Here is a 16,342-nt window from a genome sequence, read left to right as displayed (position 1 = left end):
GTTACCTTCCGGTCGCCCCGGCCGGTGCCGGAGGTGTTCTTGTTCTTCGAGAGTAACGAAGGGCACCCGCCACGCAAATGGGGAGAAGTCCCCATCAGCTCCCCGGCGGTCGCCCACCCGCGCCGGGACCACCCTGCGGGGCGCCGCCGGCGCTCGGCGTCGTCGTGGTGTCGACGCCCACCATGAGCGATGCGCGGTAACCGGTGCCGGTGTCGCCGGCGATGCTCGCGAGCTGCAGCGCACCGCCGTCATCGCCGAACACCATGTCGGCGTCGAGCGAGGTCTGCGCGAGGTTCCCGGCCGAGCCGTCGTAGGCCGGCAGCGCGTACACGGCCGTGCACGCGGCTTCGGGCAGCGCCAGCTGCGAGGTCGCGATGGCAGCCGTCGAGTCGGTGATCGCGGAGACGTCGGGGTACACCTCGAAATGGATGTGCGGCCACCGTCCCGAGTAGCAGCCGGGGAAGATCGACGTGAAGGAGACACGGCCGTCCGCATCCGCGACCTGCACGCCGCGGAGGTAGGTCACGTCTTCCAGGCCCGAGGAGTACATCGAGTACTCCCCCTGCGCCGTGCAGTGCCACGCGTACACGGCGACCCCGGCGAAGGGCACCCCGCCGTTCGCGAGGTCGAGCACCGTGAGCTCGAACGTCAGCGGCACCCCCTCGGCCGTCGCGCCCCCGTCGATGCTCGAGCGGATGTCGCGCCGGACGATCCCGGACTCCTCCAGCACGTCGGGGCCGTTCGAGCCGTCGCCCGGATAGGGGCCGGCCGTCTCGTCGGGGATCTCGCCGTCCACGCCCGTCGTCGCGGTGCCGTCGCTCCCCGCGTCGGCGGTGGGTGCGGCGGTCGTGCCGGCTCCGGACGACAGCGGCGCGCAGGCCGCGAGCGCGGCGGACGCGGCCCCCAGTCCCACCAGCCCGAGCACGCCGCGCCGGCTGAACAGCGTGCCCAGGTCGAACGCGGCCCCCTGATCGACGACCTCTTCCTCGGTACGCGGCAGCAGTCGCCCCTCGTAGGCGGGGCCCCGCGGTGTCGGCGTGGGTTCGGGACTCGGGCTCATGGCGGCTCCTTCGGGGGCGTCGGGAGTCCCCATGGTGCCCGCCCCGATGATCAGGAGCCTCTGGCGGGGCTATGGCTTTCGTATGGGCGGCGAAGGGCCGCCGGTCAGACGGTCTCGGGGATCACGAGCGGGAACTGCACCCGCACGATCTTGCCGCGCTGCGCCAGCACCGCCCGGCCGACCGGGAACTCGCCGCGGCCGATGCGGGGCAGCGGCGCCTTGAGCACGAGCTCGCCGTCGATCGTCTCCGGCTGAAGCACCACACCGCGCCGCGCCTGCTTGATCTCGCCGAGCAGCCCGAAGTTACTGGTCCACTCGCTCGTGTCGCCCGTGAACAGCAGCAGCAGCTCGCCGCGCGTCGCGCGCTTGACCAGGTCGGACAGCGGCATCTCGAGCAGCGACGACGCGAACTCCGCGACGCCCTCCACCGCCACGACCGGCTTCAGGCCCTGCTCGGCCTTCTCCACGATCTCGGCCACGGCCGCGGTGCCGCTGATGCCGTCCGCCGCCGTCGCGGTCCACGACACCGCGTGGCGCGCCGGGGAGCGGGTCGACCCGAGGAACAGCGTCGGCGTGCCCGGTCGCGCCCGCAGCACCTGCTGCGTGATCGCGGCCAGCGCGTTGCTCTTGCCGCTCGCGGGCGGACCGGCGATCACGAACGTGCCGGTCGGCTCGATGCCGAACGGACCGAGGTCGCTGTCCGCCAGACCCACCACGAGCTGGTCGCCGACGGTCGCCGGCACCTCCTCCAGCCCGTAGCTGAGCGGCAGCGCACGCACCGGCGGCGCGTCGGGCACGCCGCGGCGCGACATCGACGCGGCCATCCGCTCGATCGCCAGCGACTGCTCCTTCATGCTGCGCGTACCGCCGATGATCGCGATCTGCGCCTCGTTCTCGCCCACGATCGCGCGCCCCGGCACCGATTCCGGCGTGAGCACGTCCTTGGGCACGTTGAGGATGTTGTACGCGTCGGTGTCGGCCATGCGCAGCACCACGCGGCGCTGGATCATCGCGTTCAGCGCGCTCGGGATGCTCTGGAACCGGTCGGCCGAGAGCACCACGTGGATGCCGACCGCACGGCCGTCGGACAGCACCTCCTGCAGCGCGTTGTACGTGTCGGTGCGGCCGATCACGGCCTCGTAGTCGTTGCGGAACGCCGCGAACCCGTCGATCAGCACCACGATGCGCGGCTCATCGCTCTTGCCCGACAGCTGCCGGTACTCGGTGAGGGTCGCCGCGCCCACCGCCGAATACGCGTCGCCGCGGCGGTCGAGCTCCTGACGCAGCGTCGCGAACAGCCGGGCGACCCGCTCGGCGTCGTCGCCCGAGATGACCGAACCCACGTGGGGCAGGGGCTCCAGCATGCGCAGCGCGCCCGAGCCGAAGTCGAGACCGTACACGTGCACGGGTCCGCCGCGCGGCGTGATGCCCGCCGACACCGCGAGCGTCCGCAGGGCCGCGGACTTGCCGGAGCCGCTGGTGCCGTAGATGACCATGTGGCCCTCGGTGTCGGGCAGGAAGTGGAACGGCACCTGCTCCTGACGCTCGGGCTCGTCGATCACGCCGAGCAGCAGGGCCGCATCGGTGCGCTGCGGCAGCTTGAGCTGGTCGAACGTCGGCGCCAGCTCGTCGAGCCACGGACGCCGCGGCTGCGCGACCTGCGCGGCCTGCGCCGCGAGCACCATCGTGCTCACCAGACGCTGCTGGTCGTTCGGGCCGAGGTCGTCGTCGACCACCACCGCGTTCTCGTCGATCGGCAGCTCCCACGGGCCCTGGTCCGTCGAGCCGAACGCGGCGATGGAGACGTCGGTGCCGTCGTCCTCCCCCAGGCTCCAGCCGCCCGAGTACGCCGACTGGAACAGCGTCATGCGACCGGGACCCGTCTTCGCGATGCCGCGGCCGGGCGTGCCCGGATCGAACAGCGCCGCGTCCTTCGTGCCGATCACGTCGTTGCTGTCGGTCTCGTCGGCCATGCGCAGCGCGACCCGGAGGTTCGTGTTCGCCCGCAGGTTGTCCTTGATGACACCGGCCGGACGCTGCGTGGCCATGATGAGGTGGATGCCGAGGGAGCGCCCGCGCTGGGCGATGTCGATCACGCCGTCGACGAACTCCGGCACCTCCTTCGCCAGCGCCGCGAACTCGTCGATCACGAGCACCAGGGCGGGCGGGGCCTGCGGGTCGCCCGCGCGCTCCAGCTCCAGGATGTCCTTCGCCTTCTTGCGGTTGAACAGGTGCTCCCGGTAGTGCAGCTCGGCGCGGAGGCTGACCAGCACGCGGCGCACCAGGTGCTCGTTCAGGTCGGTCACGATGCCCACGCAGTGCGGCAGGCTCACGCAATCCGCGAACGCCGAGCCGCCCTTGTAGTCCACGAAGAGGAACGTCAGGCGCTCCGGGCTGTACTCGGTCGCCATGCCGAGCACCCACGCCTGCAGGAACTCGCTCTTGCCGGAACCGGTGGTCCCGCCCACGAGCGCGTGCGGGCCCTGCTGCCGGAGGTCGAGCTGCAGGGCGCCCTCCGCTCCGGCGCCGACCAGGGCGCGCAGCTTCGGCTGGTACCGGCGCGCGGAGCCGACCTTGCGCCGGGAGTGCAGCGAGTCGTTCTGCGTCCACCGGTCGATCACGCTCTCCGGCTGCGTGGCCATGTCCCGGCCGAGCAGGTGCAGCATCGAGATCGTGCGCGGCACGTCGCTGCGGTCCAGGGCGACCTCGCCCGCGTCGGTCAGCCGCGCCAGAGCGCGCGCGAACACCGCGAACTGCTCCCGCGTGAGCTCGTCGACGGACAGGTCGTCGATCACCTCGCCGAGCCGGACGAAGTGGGCGCTGTCGGTCGACCCGAGCTCGACGAACGTGCGGCACGACGCGGGCAGGGCGGCCGCGTCCTCCGTGAGCCAGACCGGGAAGATGCCGCGGGTGGCCGCACGCTCGGACAGCTGGATCAGGCGGCCGCGGTCGACCGGGGCGTCCGGCGCGATCAGCACGACGATCGCGGGCTTGGGCACCGCGTCATGACGGCTGCGGGAGTCCTCGCCGACCTTCGAGCCGCTGTTCGTCGCGGCCTTCTCGGCCTCCAGCGCCCCGAGCTCCACCGCGTCGCCGCTGCGGGTCGAGCGCTGCGCGATCAGCTCCTCCAGGCGCGCGACGATCTGCCCAGCGGAGGTGGGACCGTCGCCGATCGGCTGCACACCCAGCACGGCCTGCGCCGACCACGCGTGCGGCAGCCACTTCGCATCGGCCAGCTGAGCGCCCCAGCGCGGACCCCACAGGCCCACCACCCCGACATCGGCGGGTGCGTGCAGCCCCGCGAGCTGCGCGAGCAGGGCCCTGGCGTATCCGGTCGAGCGGCCGCCGAGGCCCGCGATGCCGAGCGCGCCGACGTCGGTCAGGTCCTCCAGGATCGGCACCTGCGGCACGATCCTCGTCGCCTCGACGACCGCGTCCAGGCGGTCGACGTACTCCGGGATCGCGCGGTCGCGGCCGTTGGAGTCCTTCACCGAGCTGCGCGAGGCGGTGTCGCCGATCCCGAGTCGCACGTGCAGGAACGACCAGTGCTCGGTGCGGCGCGTCCACACCAGCGGACCGGCGGTGAGCGCGGCGTCGCTGATCTCGCGCAGCAGCGGCACCTCGCGGCGGCGCACGTCGATCTCCCGGTCGCGCTCGCTCTGCAGCCGCGCGTCCAGGCGCTCCAGCTGCTCCTCGAAGCGCTTCTTGTCCTCTTCCAGCTCACGCTTCTGCTGGTTCTTCGTGGTGAGCCACGTGCCGATCATCAGCAGCGGCGACAGCGCCACGAACATGATCGACAGCAGGTTCTGCGTGAACGCGTACATCGCGCCGCCCATGAGCAGCGGGGCGACGAGCGTCAGCAGCGGGAACGGCTGCTTGCGGGCGGGCACGGGGAGGTCGGTGCCGTCGAGCTCCTCGCCCAGGTACCGCTCCTCGACGCGCGGCGAGCGCACGAACTCGACCTGGCGGATGGAGGCCTCCGCGGGCGACGGCGTCGTGGCACCCGCCTCGACCTTGACGCGCACGGGGGTGTCGCCCAGCACGACCGACAGCTCGCCCTCCGCCGCCACCAGGCGCACGACCGAGGCGCCGTCGACGAGGATGCCGTTCGCGGAGTTCAGGTCGATCAGCTCGACGCGGTCGCCGATCTCCAGTCGCGCGTGCTTCTTCGACACCAGCGGATCATCGATCACCACGTCGCACGACTCGTCGCGACCGAGCACGATCGTGCCGCGGGTCAGCGCGATCGAGCGCGCACCCGGGCCCGCACCGACCTCCATGCGGCCGACCACGGGACGCTGCTCGTACGACGCGGGGACCACACGGACCGTGGCGCCGTGCGCCAGCCCGACGTGCGCGAACGTGGACTCCGGCGCGAGCAGGTCGCCCGCCCCCGACACCACCGAGCTGTACGCCTCCAGGGTCACGGCGGCCGGGTCGGCGTGCGCGAAGGAGCCCAGCGGATCGGCGCGCACGATCATCGCGGCGATCTCGCCGATCGTCGCCGTGCTCTCCGCCGTGACCTCGATGTCGCTGGATGCCGCGCCCTGACGCAGCAGGGTCAGCCGTACCTTCACTCGTTGTCTCCCTCTGCCTCGCTCGGCTGCGGGGCGTCCAGCAGCGGGAGGTCGTCCTTCGTGACGAGACGCGACGCGATCACGTGCTCCACCAGACGCGCACGGCGGTTGGTCGCGAAGCTGCGCTGACCGCCGCGCATGCCGGGCACGCCGACGCGGTCGAACTTGTCGCACACGTTGTCGAGCTTGCGGTTGAACCGCGTGACCGTCCACCCGAGCCGCTCGGCCGCCTTGGCCGACGACGGGATCTCGCTCATGCCCGTGCCGTCGCGACGCAGCTGCGGCTCGGCGAGCGCCAGGATCAGCAGCTTCTGGCTCAGCGTGAGCGGCACGTCGCCGATCGTGGACATGCCGTCGTCGTCGTAGTCGCGCTTGGTGGCACGGAACGCGGGCTCCGCGGCGTGCAGCACCAGCTCGTACGTGGTCGGTCCCGCGCTGAAGACCACCGTGGTGGTCTCGAACACGAGCGGCAGCCGCGCCCCCGGCGCGAGCCACGCCTGCACACCGCCGGCCGAGTCGGTGACGGTGGCGGTGAGGCGGGTGCCGATGTTCGTCAGCCACCACAGGCCGTCGCCCTCGCTGATCTCCAGGAAGTGCCGGTGCAGGAACAGGTTGTCGTCGAGGGCCAGGTCGCCCTCGCGCCCGACCACGAACCGGTTCCCGTGGTCGATCGGGTAGTACTCGCCCGCGAACTCGACCGTGACCCCCGCCACGGCGCTCACTCCACGCACCCCGTCACGGGCTCGGACGCCCTGCCGTCGCCGCGGCGCAGCATGACCTCGATGCACACCTCGCCGGCCGACGCCGGGGCGAACGTGACGGTCGGCTCCGCCACCTGCTTCACGGCTCCGTCGGCCGCGCTGCCGGTCTCGGTCCAGATGAAGCTGTCGTCCTCCTGCGGGTCGGGGTTCTGCCACGTGAACGTGACCTGCTCCCCGGCCCGGGTGCCCGCGAGCTCGGTGACCTTGGGCACCGCGTCGGACACCGGGTCCTGCGGGTCGACCGCGGACTCGGTGCTCTCCGGCGCCGGGTCGGGCGTGAGGCCGGACACCAGCACGTTGAGGCCCACGATGCCGCCGACGACCACGACCACCGCGGCCGCGGCGAGCCCGATCCACAGCCCGCGGCGCGACCGCGGGGCGGACGGCTCCGCGTCGGCCGGGGCCTGGACGGCCGGAGCGGCCGGCTCGGGAGCGCGCACGGGCGCGGGGGCCTCGGGCTGCACGACCTGCGGCGGACGCAGGATCGTGCGGTCGTCGCGGTCGGGGCCGGGCGCGGCGGGGCTCGAGGGGGCGGAGGCCGCGGCGGCGGGGGCGGCGGGGGTGCCGGCGGCGGCGGTCGCAGCGGCGGAGGTCGCGGCGGTGTCGCGACGCTGCGTCTGCTCCACGTCGGGCTCCGGCCGCGGCGGGGAGTCGAACCGCGGGGCGTCGGGCACCACGACCGACGGACCCTTGGGCTGCGTGGCCGCCGACGGCCGCGTCGAGGTGGACATGCCGGGGTCGATGCTGACGATCTCCCGCACCCGGGTCAGGCCGTCGTTGTCGTCCTCCAGGTCTTCCGCGGGCGGGTGGTCGTCGACGATGTCGATCGGCGTGACCGAGTGCGACAGCTCGATCTGCACCTTCTGCAGCGCCCGGGCGAAGGCGACCGCGCTCGGGAAGCGGTCGTCGGGGTTCTTGGCCATCGCCCGCTCGAGCAGCCGCTGCAGGCTCTCGGGCGAGTCGGGACGCCCGAGCGGGGGCAGCGCCGCCCGTTCGATGCGCTCGATCAGGTCGGCGCTGGAGTTGCGCTCCCCCGGGCGCTCGAACGGCGAACGCCCCGCGAGCAGCGTGTACAGCGTGGCACCCAGCGCCCACACGTCGGTGCGCGGACCGCTCTGCGGCGGCTCGGCGAACGACTCCGGCGGCGACCACGGGATCGACATGCCCGACGCCTCGCCCGTCGCGCCCGTGGTGGACGCGATGCCGAAGTCGGTCAGCGCCGGACGGTTGTACTCCGTGACGAGGATGTTCGCCGGCTTGATGTCGCGGTGCAGCACGCCCGCACGATGCGCGGTCTCCACGGCCCCCGCGACCTGGACGCCGACACGCAGCGCCTCAGCCACCGAGAACGGCTCCTTGCGCGAGCGCAGCTGCAGGTTCGGCCGCGGGCAGTACTCCATCACCAGGTACGGGCGCCCGTCGCCCGCGACACCCGCCTGATAGATCGTGACGATCGCGGGGTGCGTGGACAGCATCGCCATCACGTTCGCCTCGTCGGCGAACTCCTGCGCCGCTCCGCTGGAGATGCGGTCGGCGAGCAGCACCTTCACCGCGACCCGGCGCCGCGGCATCTCCTGCTCGTACAGGAAGACGTCGGCGAAGCCGCCCGTGCCCAGCGGCTCCACATAGGTGAAGCCGGGCAGGGCGGGCGGCGGGGAGGGGCGACGACTCACGGCAGGTCCTCGAACGCGACGGTCACGCCGTCACCGAGGTCCACCACGTCGCCGGACAGCACGAGCGTCTGCTCGCCGGGGTGCAGCCGCACCGGGTCGGCACCGGGGCGCAGCAGCGTCGAGCCGTTCGTCGTGTGCAGGTCGATGACCACCACGGTGTCGCCCTCGGGACGCACCTCGAGGTGGCTGCGCGAGATGTCCTGCTGCGGGCTCTCGACCGCGATCAGGTGCGGCATGTTCGCCCCGCTGGCCCTGGTCGAGCGCGGGCGACGGCCGATGATGACCGTGCGGTCGAGCGTGACCACCTGTCCGGTCGAGACGCGGATGCGTCCGGTCGACACCGCGGCGGGCGCGGCGACCGGGATGACCTCGGTGGGGGCGTCGGGCGCCGCCGCGGGCTGCTGCCGCAGGTCGCGCAGCTCGGCGGCGGAGATGGTGGAGCCGTCGTGGTCGCCCGCGGCGGGCGGCGGGGCCGGAGCGGACTCGGGCTCCTCGCTCGGACGCACCGCGGCGGCCTCGATCGGCGTGTGCACGGTCGCGCCCCACAGGTGGTCGAACTCGTCCACGGGCGGCGCGAGCGTGGCCTCGGTGGGCACGAGCGTCGCATCGGGCGCCGCGTCGTCGGCGGGGCCGGCGTCGTCGGTCGTCGCTGCGTCGTCGGAGGTCGCGGCGTCGTCGGTGGTCGCGGCGTCGTCTGCGGTCGCGGGTGGCTGCTCGGCCTCCTGCGGCTCGTCGGCCGCGGTGGGGCCCTCGTCGGCGGCGGCCACCGCAGCGGCGTCGGCCGCGGCATCCTCCGACGCGAAGCCCCCGGGTACCGGAAGGCCGGACGGCGGCGGCGGGAGCGGCACCGCGGTGCCCGCGACCGGGGCGGCCGGGGCGGCCGGGGTGCCGGACGGTACGGCGGAGGCGGCGGGGCGCGGCGCCTCGGCGAGCACGGGTGCCGGACCCGCGGAGCCCCCGAGGGCCTCGGCGTCGGCCGGCTCCAGCTCGGCGCTGACCGCGGCGGCCAGGACGATCCCGGTGTGCACGGGCAGGGCGGTGCCGGCGTCGTCGTCGTCCACCGTGATCTCGACCGCCGACGCACCGGGGACGAACCGCTCGCTCCACGTGGTCACGTCGGCGCCGGAGAACGACGCGGTCTCGCTGTCCGCGCCGGTCACGCGCACGGTGAGGGCTCCGCGCACGGCCACGCGGGCGTCCGCCCCCTCCAGCACCGCCGCGACGAACGGCGGCATCGCGGAGAACGAGCCGCCGGCCTGCGTCGTGAGCACGTCGATGACCGTGGCGAGGCTGCGCTCCGCGGGCAGGCGCTCCCAGAGCGTCGTCACGGTCGCGCCGGGCACGTCGGGCGGCAGCGCCACCAGGGCGCCGGGGATCACGATCAGGTACCACGGTCCCGGTCGGTAGATCGTCTGCATCAGCGAACCCCTCCTGCTGCGGCCTCGCGCGGGCGCGTGTCGGCGTCGATGTCGGTGTCGTCGGACAGCAGCAGCGTGCCCGGTCGCGACGCGACCGACACCGCGTCGACGACGACCACGGTGATGTTGTCCCGGCCACCGGCCTGCACGGCCTCGTCGACCAGGAGGTCGGCGGCGCGCTGCGGATCAGGCTCCGCGCCGAGGATCTGGGTGATGCGGGCGTCGGGCACCTCGGTCGTGAGCCCGTCGGAGCAGATGAGCATGCGGTCGCCGAGCTCGGCCGGGAACAGCCAGTAGTCCGCGTCGCCCGTGCTGCTCGCGCCGATCGCGCGCGTGATGATGTTGCGGCGGCGGTCGTGCGCGGCCTCTTCGATCGTCAGCTCGCCCGACTCGATGAGCTCCTGCACCACCGAGTGGTCGACGCTGATCTGCTCCAGCTCGCCGTCCGCGAAGCGGTAGGTGCGCGAGTCGCCGATGTTGACCGTGAGCCAGTAGCCCATGCCCTCGACCGAGGCGACGACCACGCCGCTGAGAGTGGTGCCCGCGCGGCCGTTGCCGGTCGTGGACAGCTCCTCGACGGCGGTGCGCGCCCGCGCCAGCGCCTCGAGCAGGTCGTCGAGCTCCAGGTCGGTGCGACCGATGAAGCGCGCGAACTCGTCGATCACCGCGGCGCTCGCGCGCTCCCCCGCCTCGTGGCCGCCCATGCCGTCGGCGACCAGGAACAGGGGGGAGCTGGCCATGTAGGCGTCTTCGTTGAGCGGGCGGCGCAGACCCGAGTGGGTCGCAGCCCCCGTGGACACCACGAGCGGGGCGGTCATGCGTAACCTCCGACCATCACCACGCGGTCGCCGATCTCGATCACGTCGCCGAGCCGGATCGGCACGCGCTGGCCGGCCGGGCACGCGATGCGCTGACCGTCGCGCACGATCGTGAGGCCGTTCGTGGAGTGCCGGTCGAGCACCCAGCCACCCGATGCCTCGGACGCGGCCTCGAAGTGCGTCTTCGACAGCGACAGCGTCTCGTCGCGCACGGGCACGATCACCGCGCCCTCCTCGACCGCGGGGTTGCGGCCGAACACCGTGCGCCGCGAGACCGGGACGCGGGTGCCGTCGTCCCACGTGAAGACCAGCCGGTGCCCGGGGATGCTGATGCGCGTCTCCTCCAGGTCGTCGGTCGCGGGCGCGACGACGGCGGGGGCAGGCGCGGCGGGGGCAGGCGCGGCGGGCGCGGATGCGGCGGGCGCGGATGCGGGGGCGGCGGGCGCGGATGCGGCGGGCGCGGATGCGGGGGCGGGTGGGGTCGGGGTGCCGGTTGCCGGCGTGACCGGAGCGGGTGGGGCAGCCGGGGCGGGAGCCGCCGCCGGAGTCGCCGCCGCGGGCGCAGCCGAGTCCGCGGGAGCCGGAGCCGCCGCGGTAGCCGTAGGCGCCGCAGGAGCCGCAGCCGCCGGAGCCGCCGGAGCCGCAGCCGCCGGTGCCGCAGGCCGCGCGGGGCGGGAGTCCTGCGTGATGCCGGGGACGTACGCGATCATCCCGGAGTCCTGCGCGGGAAGAGCGGGCGCGGGTGCCGCGGGCGTCACCGGCTCCACGGCCGAAACCGCCGACACCGCGGGCTCGGGTGCTGCGGGCGCACCGGCGGGCGCGAACCCGGGCATGGGTGCCGGGGGCAGCCGCTCGAACGACGGGGCGGGCAGCAGCGGCGGGGCCTCGACCACGGGCTCCGGCTCCGGCTCGGGCTCGGGTGCCGCGACCCGCGCGTCGAGCATCAGCGACCCGACGGCCTTGTCATGCCAGCCCTGGAAGCGTCCGGAGCCGTCGAACAGCGGGCTGAAGTAGCCCACCACGATCGCACCGGCCAGACCGAAGACGATGTTGCGCAGCAGGGCACGACCGAAGCCCAGCGGGGCACCGTCCGCCGCGGTGGCCAGGCGCAGACCCTGCGCGCGCATGCCGATCGAGCCCTTTCCGGCCTGCATCACGGTGTAGACGACGAACCACGCCAGCAGCACGAGGCTCACGATCGGGCCGCCGATCAGCAGCGTCAGGAGCGAGGCCTCCAGGCCGCCCGACAGCGAGGTGGCCACCAGCAGACCGCCGCCGAGCAGGATGCCGAGGCCCGCCGCGATCGCGGCGTCGATGACGTAGGCGATCACCCGGCGGGAGATCGGCGCGATCTGCGTGAGCGCGGGCGGCGTCATGGGGTCTCACTCTCGGTCGACGGCGGGGGCGTCTCGTCGTTGCTCTTGATGGTGCCAGGTTCGCGGCGCACGCGCGCGGCAGCCGCCTCCTTCAGGCTCTGGAAGCCCTGCGACACCGCGGTGCCGCCGAGCAGCGAGCGCAGGCTCAGCCGCGCCTTGACGCGCTTCCAGAACCCGGCCTGCTCGCCGAGGCCGCCGACGATCTCGTCGACCTCGCTCCAGAAGGCGTCCACGTCCTGCGCCGTCGGCTCCGTCGGCCCGAACACCTCGGCGTCGGCGCGCTCGGCGAGGGTCGTGACCTGCGGCACCGTCAGCGTCGACGCGACCACGGCCGCCTCCTCGCCGCGGGTGCCGCCCGGGGCGAGCCGCGCGCCGTAGTCGACCGCGCGGTCGGTGAGCTCATCCCACCCGCCGCTGATGCGGTCGGCGGTGCGCGCGGCCGATCGCCGCGCCCGGCGCCTCGCGGCCTTCCACGCCCCGATCACGATGAACGGAGACATGAGCAGCGCGATCACGGCCAGCGAGATCCCGCCGATCAGCAGGATCGCGCCGATGATGCCCGCGAGGTTGAGGCTCTCGTCCTCCGACTCGCGGTCGTCCGGCAGGGTCGGCGGCAGGTCGACCGGCTCCTGCGGCGGGGGCGGCGGCTGCAGCACCTGCGGCTTCGGGTCGACGCGCGGCTTGGTGTTCTGGTCGTTCGGCACCTGGTCCTCGGGCGGCGTGGGGTTGAACGTCACCCACCCGATCCCGTCGAAGTTCACCTCGACCCAGGCGTGCACGGTGTCGCCGGTCGCCTCGAACACGGCCTCGCCCGCCTGCTCCTCGTCGGGGTAGTACCCCATCACGACGCGCGCCGGGATGTCGAGCTGTCCGGCCAGCAGCGCCATCGCCACCGCGTACTGCTCGTCGTCGCCGATCATCTGCTCGCCGCCGATGAGGGTCGAGATGCGCTCGGCCGTGTGACCGGCCCGCGACAGCACCTCTCCCTCCAGGCCGTGGCTGAAGAACCCGCCCTCGGAGAGGAAGTTCTCCAGCGCCCGCACCTGCTCGATCGGGCTCTCCGCCCCCGACACGGTCTCGGCCGCGAGCGCGGTGAGCTCCTCGGGCACGTTGCTGGGCTTCGGCATGGTCACGCGACCGAACGGCACCTCGGCGAGCTGCTCGTCGTCGGGCTGCGTCGGGATCACGGCGTCGACGGCGTACTCGTCGCCCTTCTCCAGCGTCGGGGTGGCGACCGCGGTCCCGGTCGAGGTGTTGACGTAGGTGCCGCGGCGCAGGTCCTCCGCGCGGTCGCCGTCGAACCGGATCTCGTCGAGCTGCCCGGCCGTGGGCATCCACACCCCGCGGTAGCCGTCGATCGCAATCTTGAGCGTCACCGGGATGCCCTCCGCCTCGGGCGCCATGGCCGAGCGCAGCGGGGCGAAGGCGCTCGACGACGTGGGTCCGCCGTCGGTGACGTTGTAGACCATGCCGTCGAACTGGTCCATCACGGCCGTGCGGATGCGGGCGCCCTTGGGCAGCCCCTGCACCGTGAACAGCGTCTCGTCGGCCTCGTCGCGCACGTTCTTGCGGAACGCCTGCAGCGGGCTGGGGTAGTCGCGGATGTCGAACGGCGGGATGATCACGTCGCGGAACACGTGCCGCGGCTGCGCGGGCGCGGCGAGGGCGCTCGTGGCCACGCCCGCCCCGCCGGCCACCGCGAGCACGGCGACACCGGCCAGCAGCCGCCGCATCCGCATGTGCGCGGCACGGGCGGGGTCGACCTCGCTCACCGACACGGCCATGTTCTGCGGCGCCCACAGCTGCCGCAGCGCCAGCCAGGCCATGCTGACCAGCGCGAACACCAGGCCCTGCACGAGCGGGAACGCGGGTTCGGGCGTGCCGAGCGCGATCACCAGCATCAGCAGCACGCCGGCCGGGATCAGCGCCCACGCGACCGACCGCAGCCGCAGCGCGAGCGAGGCCGTGAGGGTCGTGGTCACCAGCGCCAGCAGGAACGGTGCCACCAGGTGGCCGTCGGCGGCCGCGACCGGGGCGACCGTGGTGAGCAGCTGCTTCCACGATGTGACGGTGCCGAGCGCGAGCTTCTGCAGCGTCTCCAGCGACGGCACCACCCCGAGCAGTGCCGTGTGCGGAAGCGCGAGGGCCCCGCCGAACACGAAGTACGCCGCGACCGTGAGGCCCGCGACGATCAGGATGCCCCAGCGGCGCCACGCCGACACGGCCGCGATCGCGAGGCCCAGCACGACCCCGCCGACCACGGCGGGCAGGAACGAGGGCCCGGCGAACGTGGGCCAGAAGCCGACGAGCGCCGTGAGCACCAGCAGCGCGGTCGCCCCGAGGTCGAGGATCCAGCGGCGCAGCGGGAGCGCGACCGGGGCCGGGGCGGCGGTGGCGGGCGCGGTCATGCGAGCACCTTCTGCAGGGCGAGGGGGATCTGTGCCAGCGCGCCGACCGTCACCACGTCGGCGTCGCCGATGCGGCGCAGCGCCGGGGTGTCCACCGAGGTGTCGGCGACGACGGCGAGCACGCGGGCGCCGAACGGCAGGCGCGAGCAGGCGAGCCGCAGGTCGTCCGCGCGCACGCGCGACCCGCACACGAGCACCACCACGCTCGCCAGCGGCATGGTCGCGGCGACCACCCCGGCGAGCTCGGCGATGCCGCCCTCCTTGGGCTTGCTGCCCTCGACGGCCGAGAGCGAGTCGAGCAGCTGCTTGCCGGTGCCGGAGGGGAGCTCGCGCCCCTGCACGCGCATGTCGACGCGCTGCGAGTCGCGCAGCGCCCGCAGGCCGATCGATCCCGCCGCCGAGATCGCCAGCTCGAAGTCGTCGTCGGTCGCGTACTCCGCCGTCGAGCGCGACAGCCCGATCACGAAGTGCGAGCGGCGCGTCTCCTCGTACTGGCGCACCATCATGGTGCCGGTACGGGCCGTGGAGCGCCAGTGCACGTGGCGCAGGTCGTCGCCCGGCTGATACTCCAGCAGCGCGTGGAACGACACGTCGTCGCGCGACAGGTCGGCGGCGGGCAGGCCCTCCAGGTCGCGCAGGTAGCCGAGCGACTGCCCGTCGAACAGCACCGTGCGGGGGTGCACGAACAGGTCGACCGGCTCGTCGCGGCGGTGCGCACGCTCGAACAGGCCGAGCGGGTCGCCGCGCACCACGCTCACCGGCCCGACCTTGACCACGCCGCGCTTGTGCGTGGGGATCGCGAACAGCTCCTCCGCCTCCTCGCCCGGCGCGAGGCGCTGGATGCCGAACTCGCCGCGGCCGGAGCCGACGGGCAGCACCACGCGCGACGGGAGGATGGCGCGCGAGCCCCGGTTCGCGAGCGTGAGGGCGCCCACGGCCCGCTCCCCCACCACGACGCGGGTGCGGGCGAGGTCGAGCGAGACGTCGTAGGCCGTGCGACCGATCAGGAACAGCGCGCACACGGCGACGGCCATCGCGATCACGATCGCGGCGATCGTGAACTCCGCCCACCCCGCGACCTGCCCGAGGATCCAGAACCCGACGGCGAGGCCCATCAGCACCCACGCGAGAGGGCGCACGGCCGCGGCCATGAGGCGGAGGCGCGACAGGGCGCGCGCGCCGAGGACCGCCGCGATGTCCCGCCAGCCGGCGTCGCGGTCGGTCGGCGCGGGCGGCGCCTGCAGAGCCTCCGCCGTCATCAGGCCGCCGCTCGGGCCTGGGGGGCTGCGACGCCGTCGAGCACGCGGGCGATCACGGTGTCGCTGCTGGTGCCGGCGAACTCGGCCTCGGCGTCGAGCAGCAGACGGTGCTGCCACACGGGGCGGGCGAGCGCCTTGATGTCGTCGGGGAGCACGTAGTGCCGGCCCTGCGACGCCGCCCACACCTTGGCGATGCGGACCATGGCGATCGCACCGCGCACCGAGACGCCGAGCCGGATCGCGCCGTCGGCACGGGTGGCCTCGGCGAGCTCGGCCACGTAGCGCAGCACCGCGGGCTCGACGTGCACGGTCGCGGCCAGGTCGGCCATGTCGGCCACGGCGCTCGTGGTGATGATGGCCGACAGCCCGGCCGACGGGTTGCGGTCCGACGCCCCGGCGAGGATGCTCTCGGTCACCGCGAGGTCGGGGTATCCGATCGAGGTCTTGATCAGGAAGCGGTCGAGCTGCGCCTCCGGCAGCTTGTACGTTCCCGCCTGCTCGACCGGGTTCTGCGTGGCGATCACGAGGAACGGGCGGCCCGTCTCGTGCGTCACGCCGTCGACCGTGACCCGCGACTCCTCCATGACCTCCAGCAGCGCGGACTGCGTCTTCGGCGAGGCGCGGTTGATCTCGTCGGCGAGCACGATCGACGCGAAGATCGGGCCCTTGTGGAACTCGAAGCGGTGCGACTGCTGGTCGTAGATCGTCACACCGGTCACGTCGGAGGGCAGCAGGTCGGGCGTGAACTGGATGCGCGCACTGGTGCCCTGCACGGTCGCGGCGAGCGCCTTCGCGAGGCTCGTCTTGCCGGTGCCGGGGGCATCCTCCAGCAGCACGTGGCCCTCGGCCAGCATCGAGGCGAGCACGAGCCCGACGATCTCGCGCTTGCCCTGCACCGCCTTGTCGACGTTCTCCACCAGGCGCGTGAAGGTGCCGTGGAACCAGGCGGCCTGCTCGGGGGTCATTGTCATGGGTTGTCCTGTGCTCTCTCG

The 16,342-nt window shown here is 73.6% G+C and carries 10 protein-coding genes; all 10 read right to left on the bottom strand.

Features of this window, described 5'->3' with window-relative positions; genetic code table 11:
* Positions 1–94: 94 nt before the first annotated feature.
* The 10 genes from ACFV3I_RS04270 to ACFV3I_RS04225 all read right to left on the bottom strand — a co-directional run bounded on the left by ACFV3I_RS04270 (position 95) and on the right by ACFV3I_RS04225 (position 16,321).
* Positions 95–1,060: an intradiol ring-cleavage dioxygenase gene (locus tag ACFV3I_RS04270; RefSeq protein ID WP_136037096.1), complete on the bottom strand. Its 966-nt coding sequence runs from the start codon at positions 1,058–1,060 to the stop codon at positions 95–97.
* A 104-nt stretch (positions 1,061–1,164) separates the two neighbouring features.
* Positions 1,165–5,637 (bottom strand): FtsK/SpoIIIE domain-containing protein, encoded by a 4,473-nt coding sequence (locus tag ACFV3I_RS04265; protein ID WP_378803322.1) that lies wholly within the window; start codon positions 5,635–5,637, stop codon positions 1,165–1,167.
* Positions 5,634–6,350 carry a hypothetical protein gene (locus tag ACFV3I_RS04260; protein ID WP_372490605.1) on the bottom strand — a complete coding sequence of 239 codons (717 nt, stop codon included), beginning with the start codon at positions 6,348–6,350 and terminating at the stop codon, positions 5,634–5,636. Before ACFV3I_RS04260 ends, ACFV3I_RS04265 begins: the two co-directional genes overlap by 4 nt.
* 5 nt (positions 6,351–6,355) lie before the next feature.
* The gene (locus ACFV3I_RS04255) at positions 6,356–8,071 is read right to left on the bottom strand and encodes a serine/threonine-protein kinase (RefSeq protein ID WP_378803321.1); all 1,716 of its coding nucleotides are present in this window, start codon (positions 8,069–8,071) and stop codon (positions 6,356–6,358) included.
* Positions 8,068–9,489 carry an FHA domain-containing protein gene (locus ACFV3I_RS04250; RefSeq protein ID WP_378803320.1) on the bottom strand — a complete coding sequence of 474 codons (1,422 nt, stop codon included), beginning with the start codon at positions 9,487–9,489 and terminating at the stop codon, positions 8,068–8,070. Before ACFV3I_RS04250 ends, ACFV3I_RS04255 begins: the two co-directional genes overlap by 4 nt.
* The gene (locus tag ACFV3I_RS04245; RefSeq protein ID WP_136031075.1) at positions 9,489–10,307 is read right to left on the bottom strand and encodes a PP2C family serine/threonine-protein phosphatase; all 819 of its coding nucleotides are present in this window, start codon (positions 10,305–10,307) and stop codon (positions 9,489–9,491) included. The genes ACFV3I_RS04250 and ACFV3I_RS04245 overlap by 1 nt, the downstream gene beginning before the upstream one ends.
* Positions 10,304–11,683: an RDD family protein gene (locus ACFV3I_RS04240; RefSeq protein WP_378822435.1), complete on the bottom strand. Its 1,380-nt coding sequence runs from the start codon at positions 11,681–11,683 to the stop codon at positions 10,304–10,306. The genes ACFV3I_RS04245 and ACFV3I_RS04240 overlap by 4 nt, the downstream gene beginning before the upstream one ends.
* Positions 11,680–14,091, bottom strand: coding sequence for a transglutaminaseTgpA domain-containing protein (locus tag ACFV3I_RS04235; RefSeq protein WP_378822434.1), 2,412 nt, complete (start codon positions 14,089–14,091; stop codon positions 11,680–11,682). Before ACFV3I_RS04235 ends, ACFV3I_RS04240 begins: the two co-directional genes overlap by 4 nt.
* On the bottom strand, positions 14,088–15,350 hold the full coding sequence (locus ACFV3I_RS04230; RefSeq protein ID WP_247982729.1) for a DUF58 domain-containing protein: 1,263 nt from the start codon (positions 15,348–15,350) through the stop codon (positions 14,088–14,090). Before ACFV3I_RS04230 ends, ACFV3I_RS04235 begins: the two co-directional genes overlap by 4 nt.
* Positions 15,350–16,321 (bottom strand): AAA family ATPase, encoded by a 972-nt coding sequence (locus ACFV3I_RS04225; RefSeq protein ID WP_378803316.1) that lies wholly within the window; start codon positions 16,319–16,321, stop codon positions 15,350–15,352. The genes ACFV3I_RS04230 and ACFV3I_RS04225 overlap by 1 nt, the downstream gene beginning before the upstream one ends.
* Between the last annotated feature and the right edge of the window lie 21 nt (positions 16,322–16,342).

The organism is Microbacterium sp. NPDC059771 (assembly GCF_042732495.1).
GTDB lineage: Bacteria > Actinomycetota > Actinomycetes > Actinomycetales > Microbacteriaceae > Microbacterium > Microbacterium sufflavum.
This window is presented reverse-complemented; position numbering and strand designations above follow the sequence as displayed.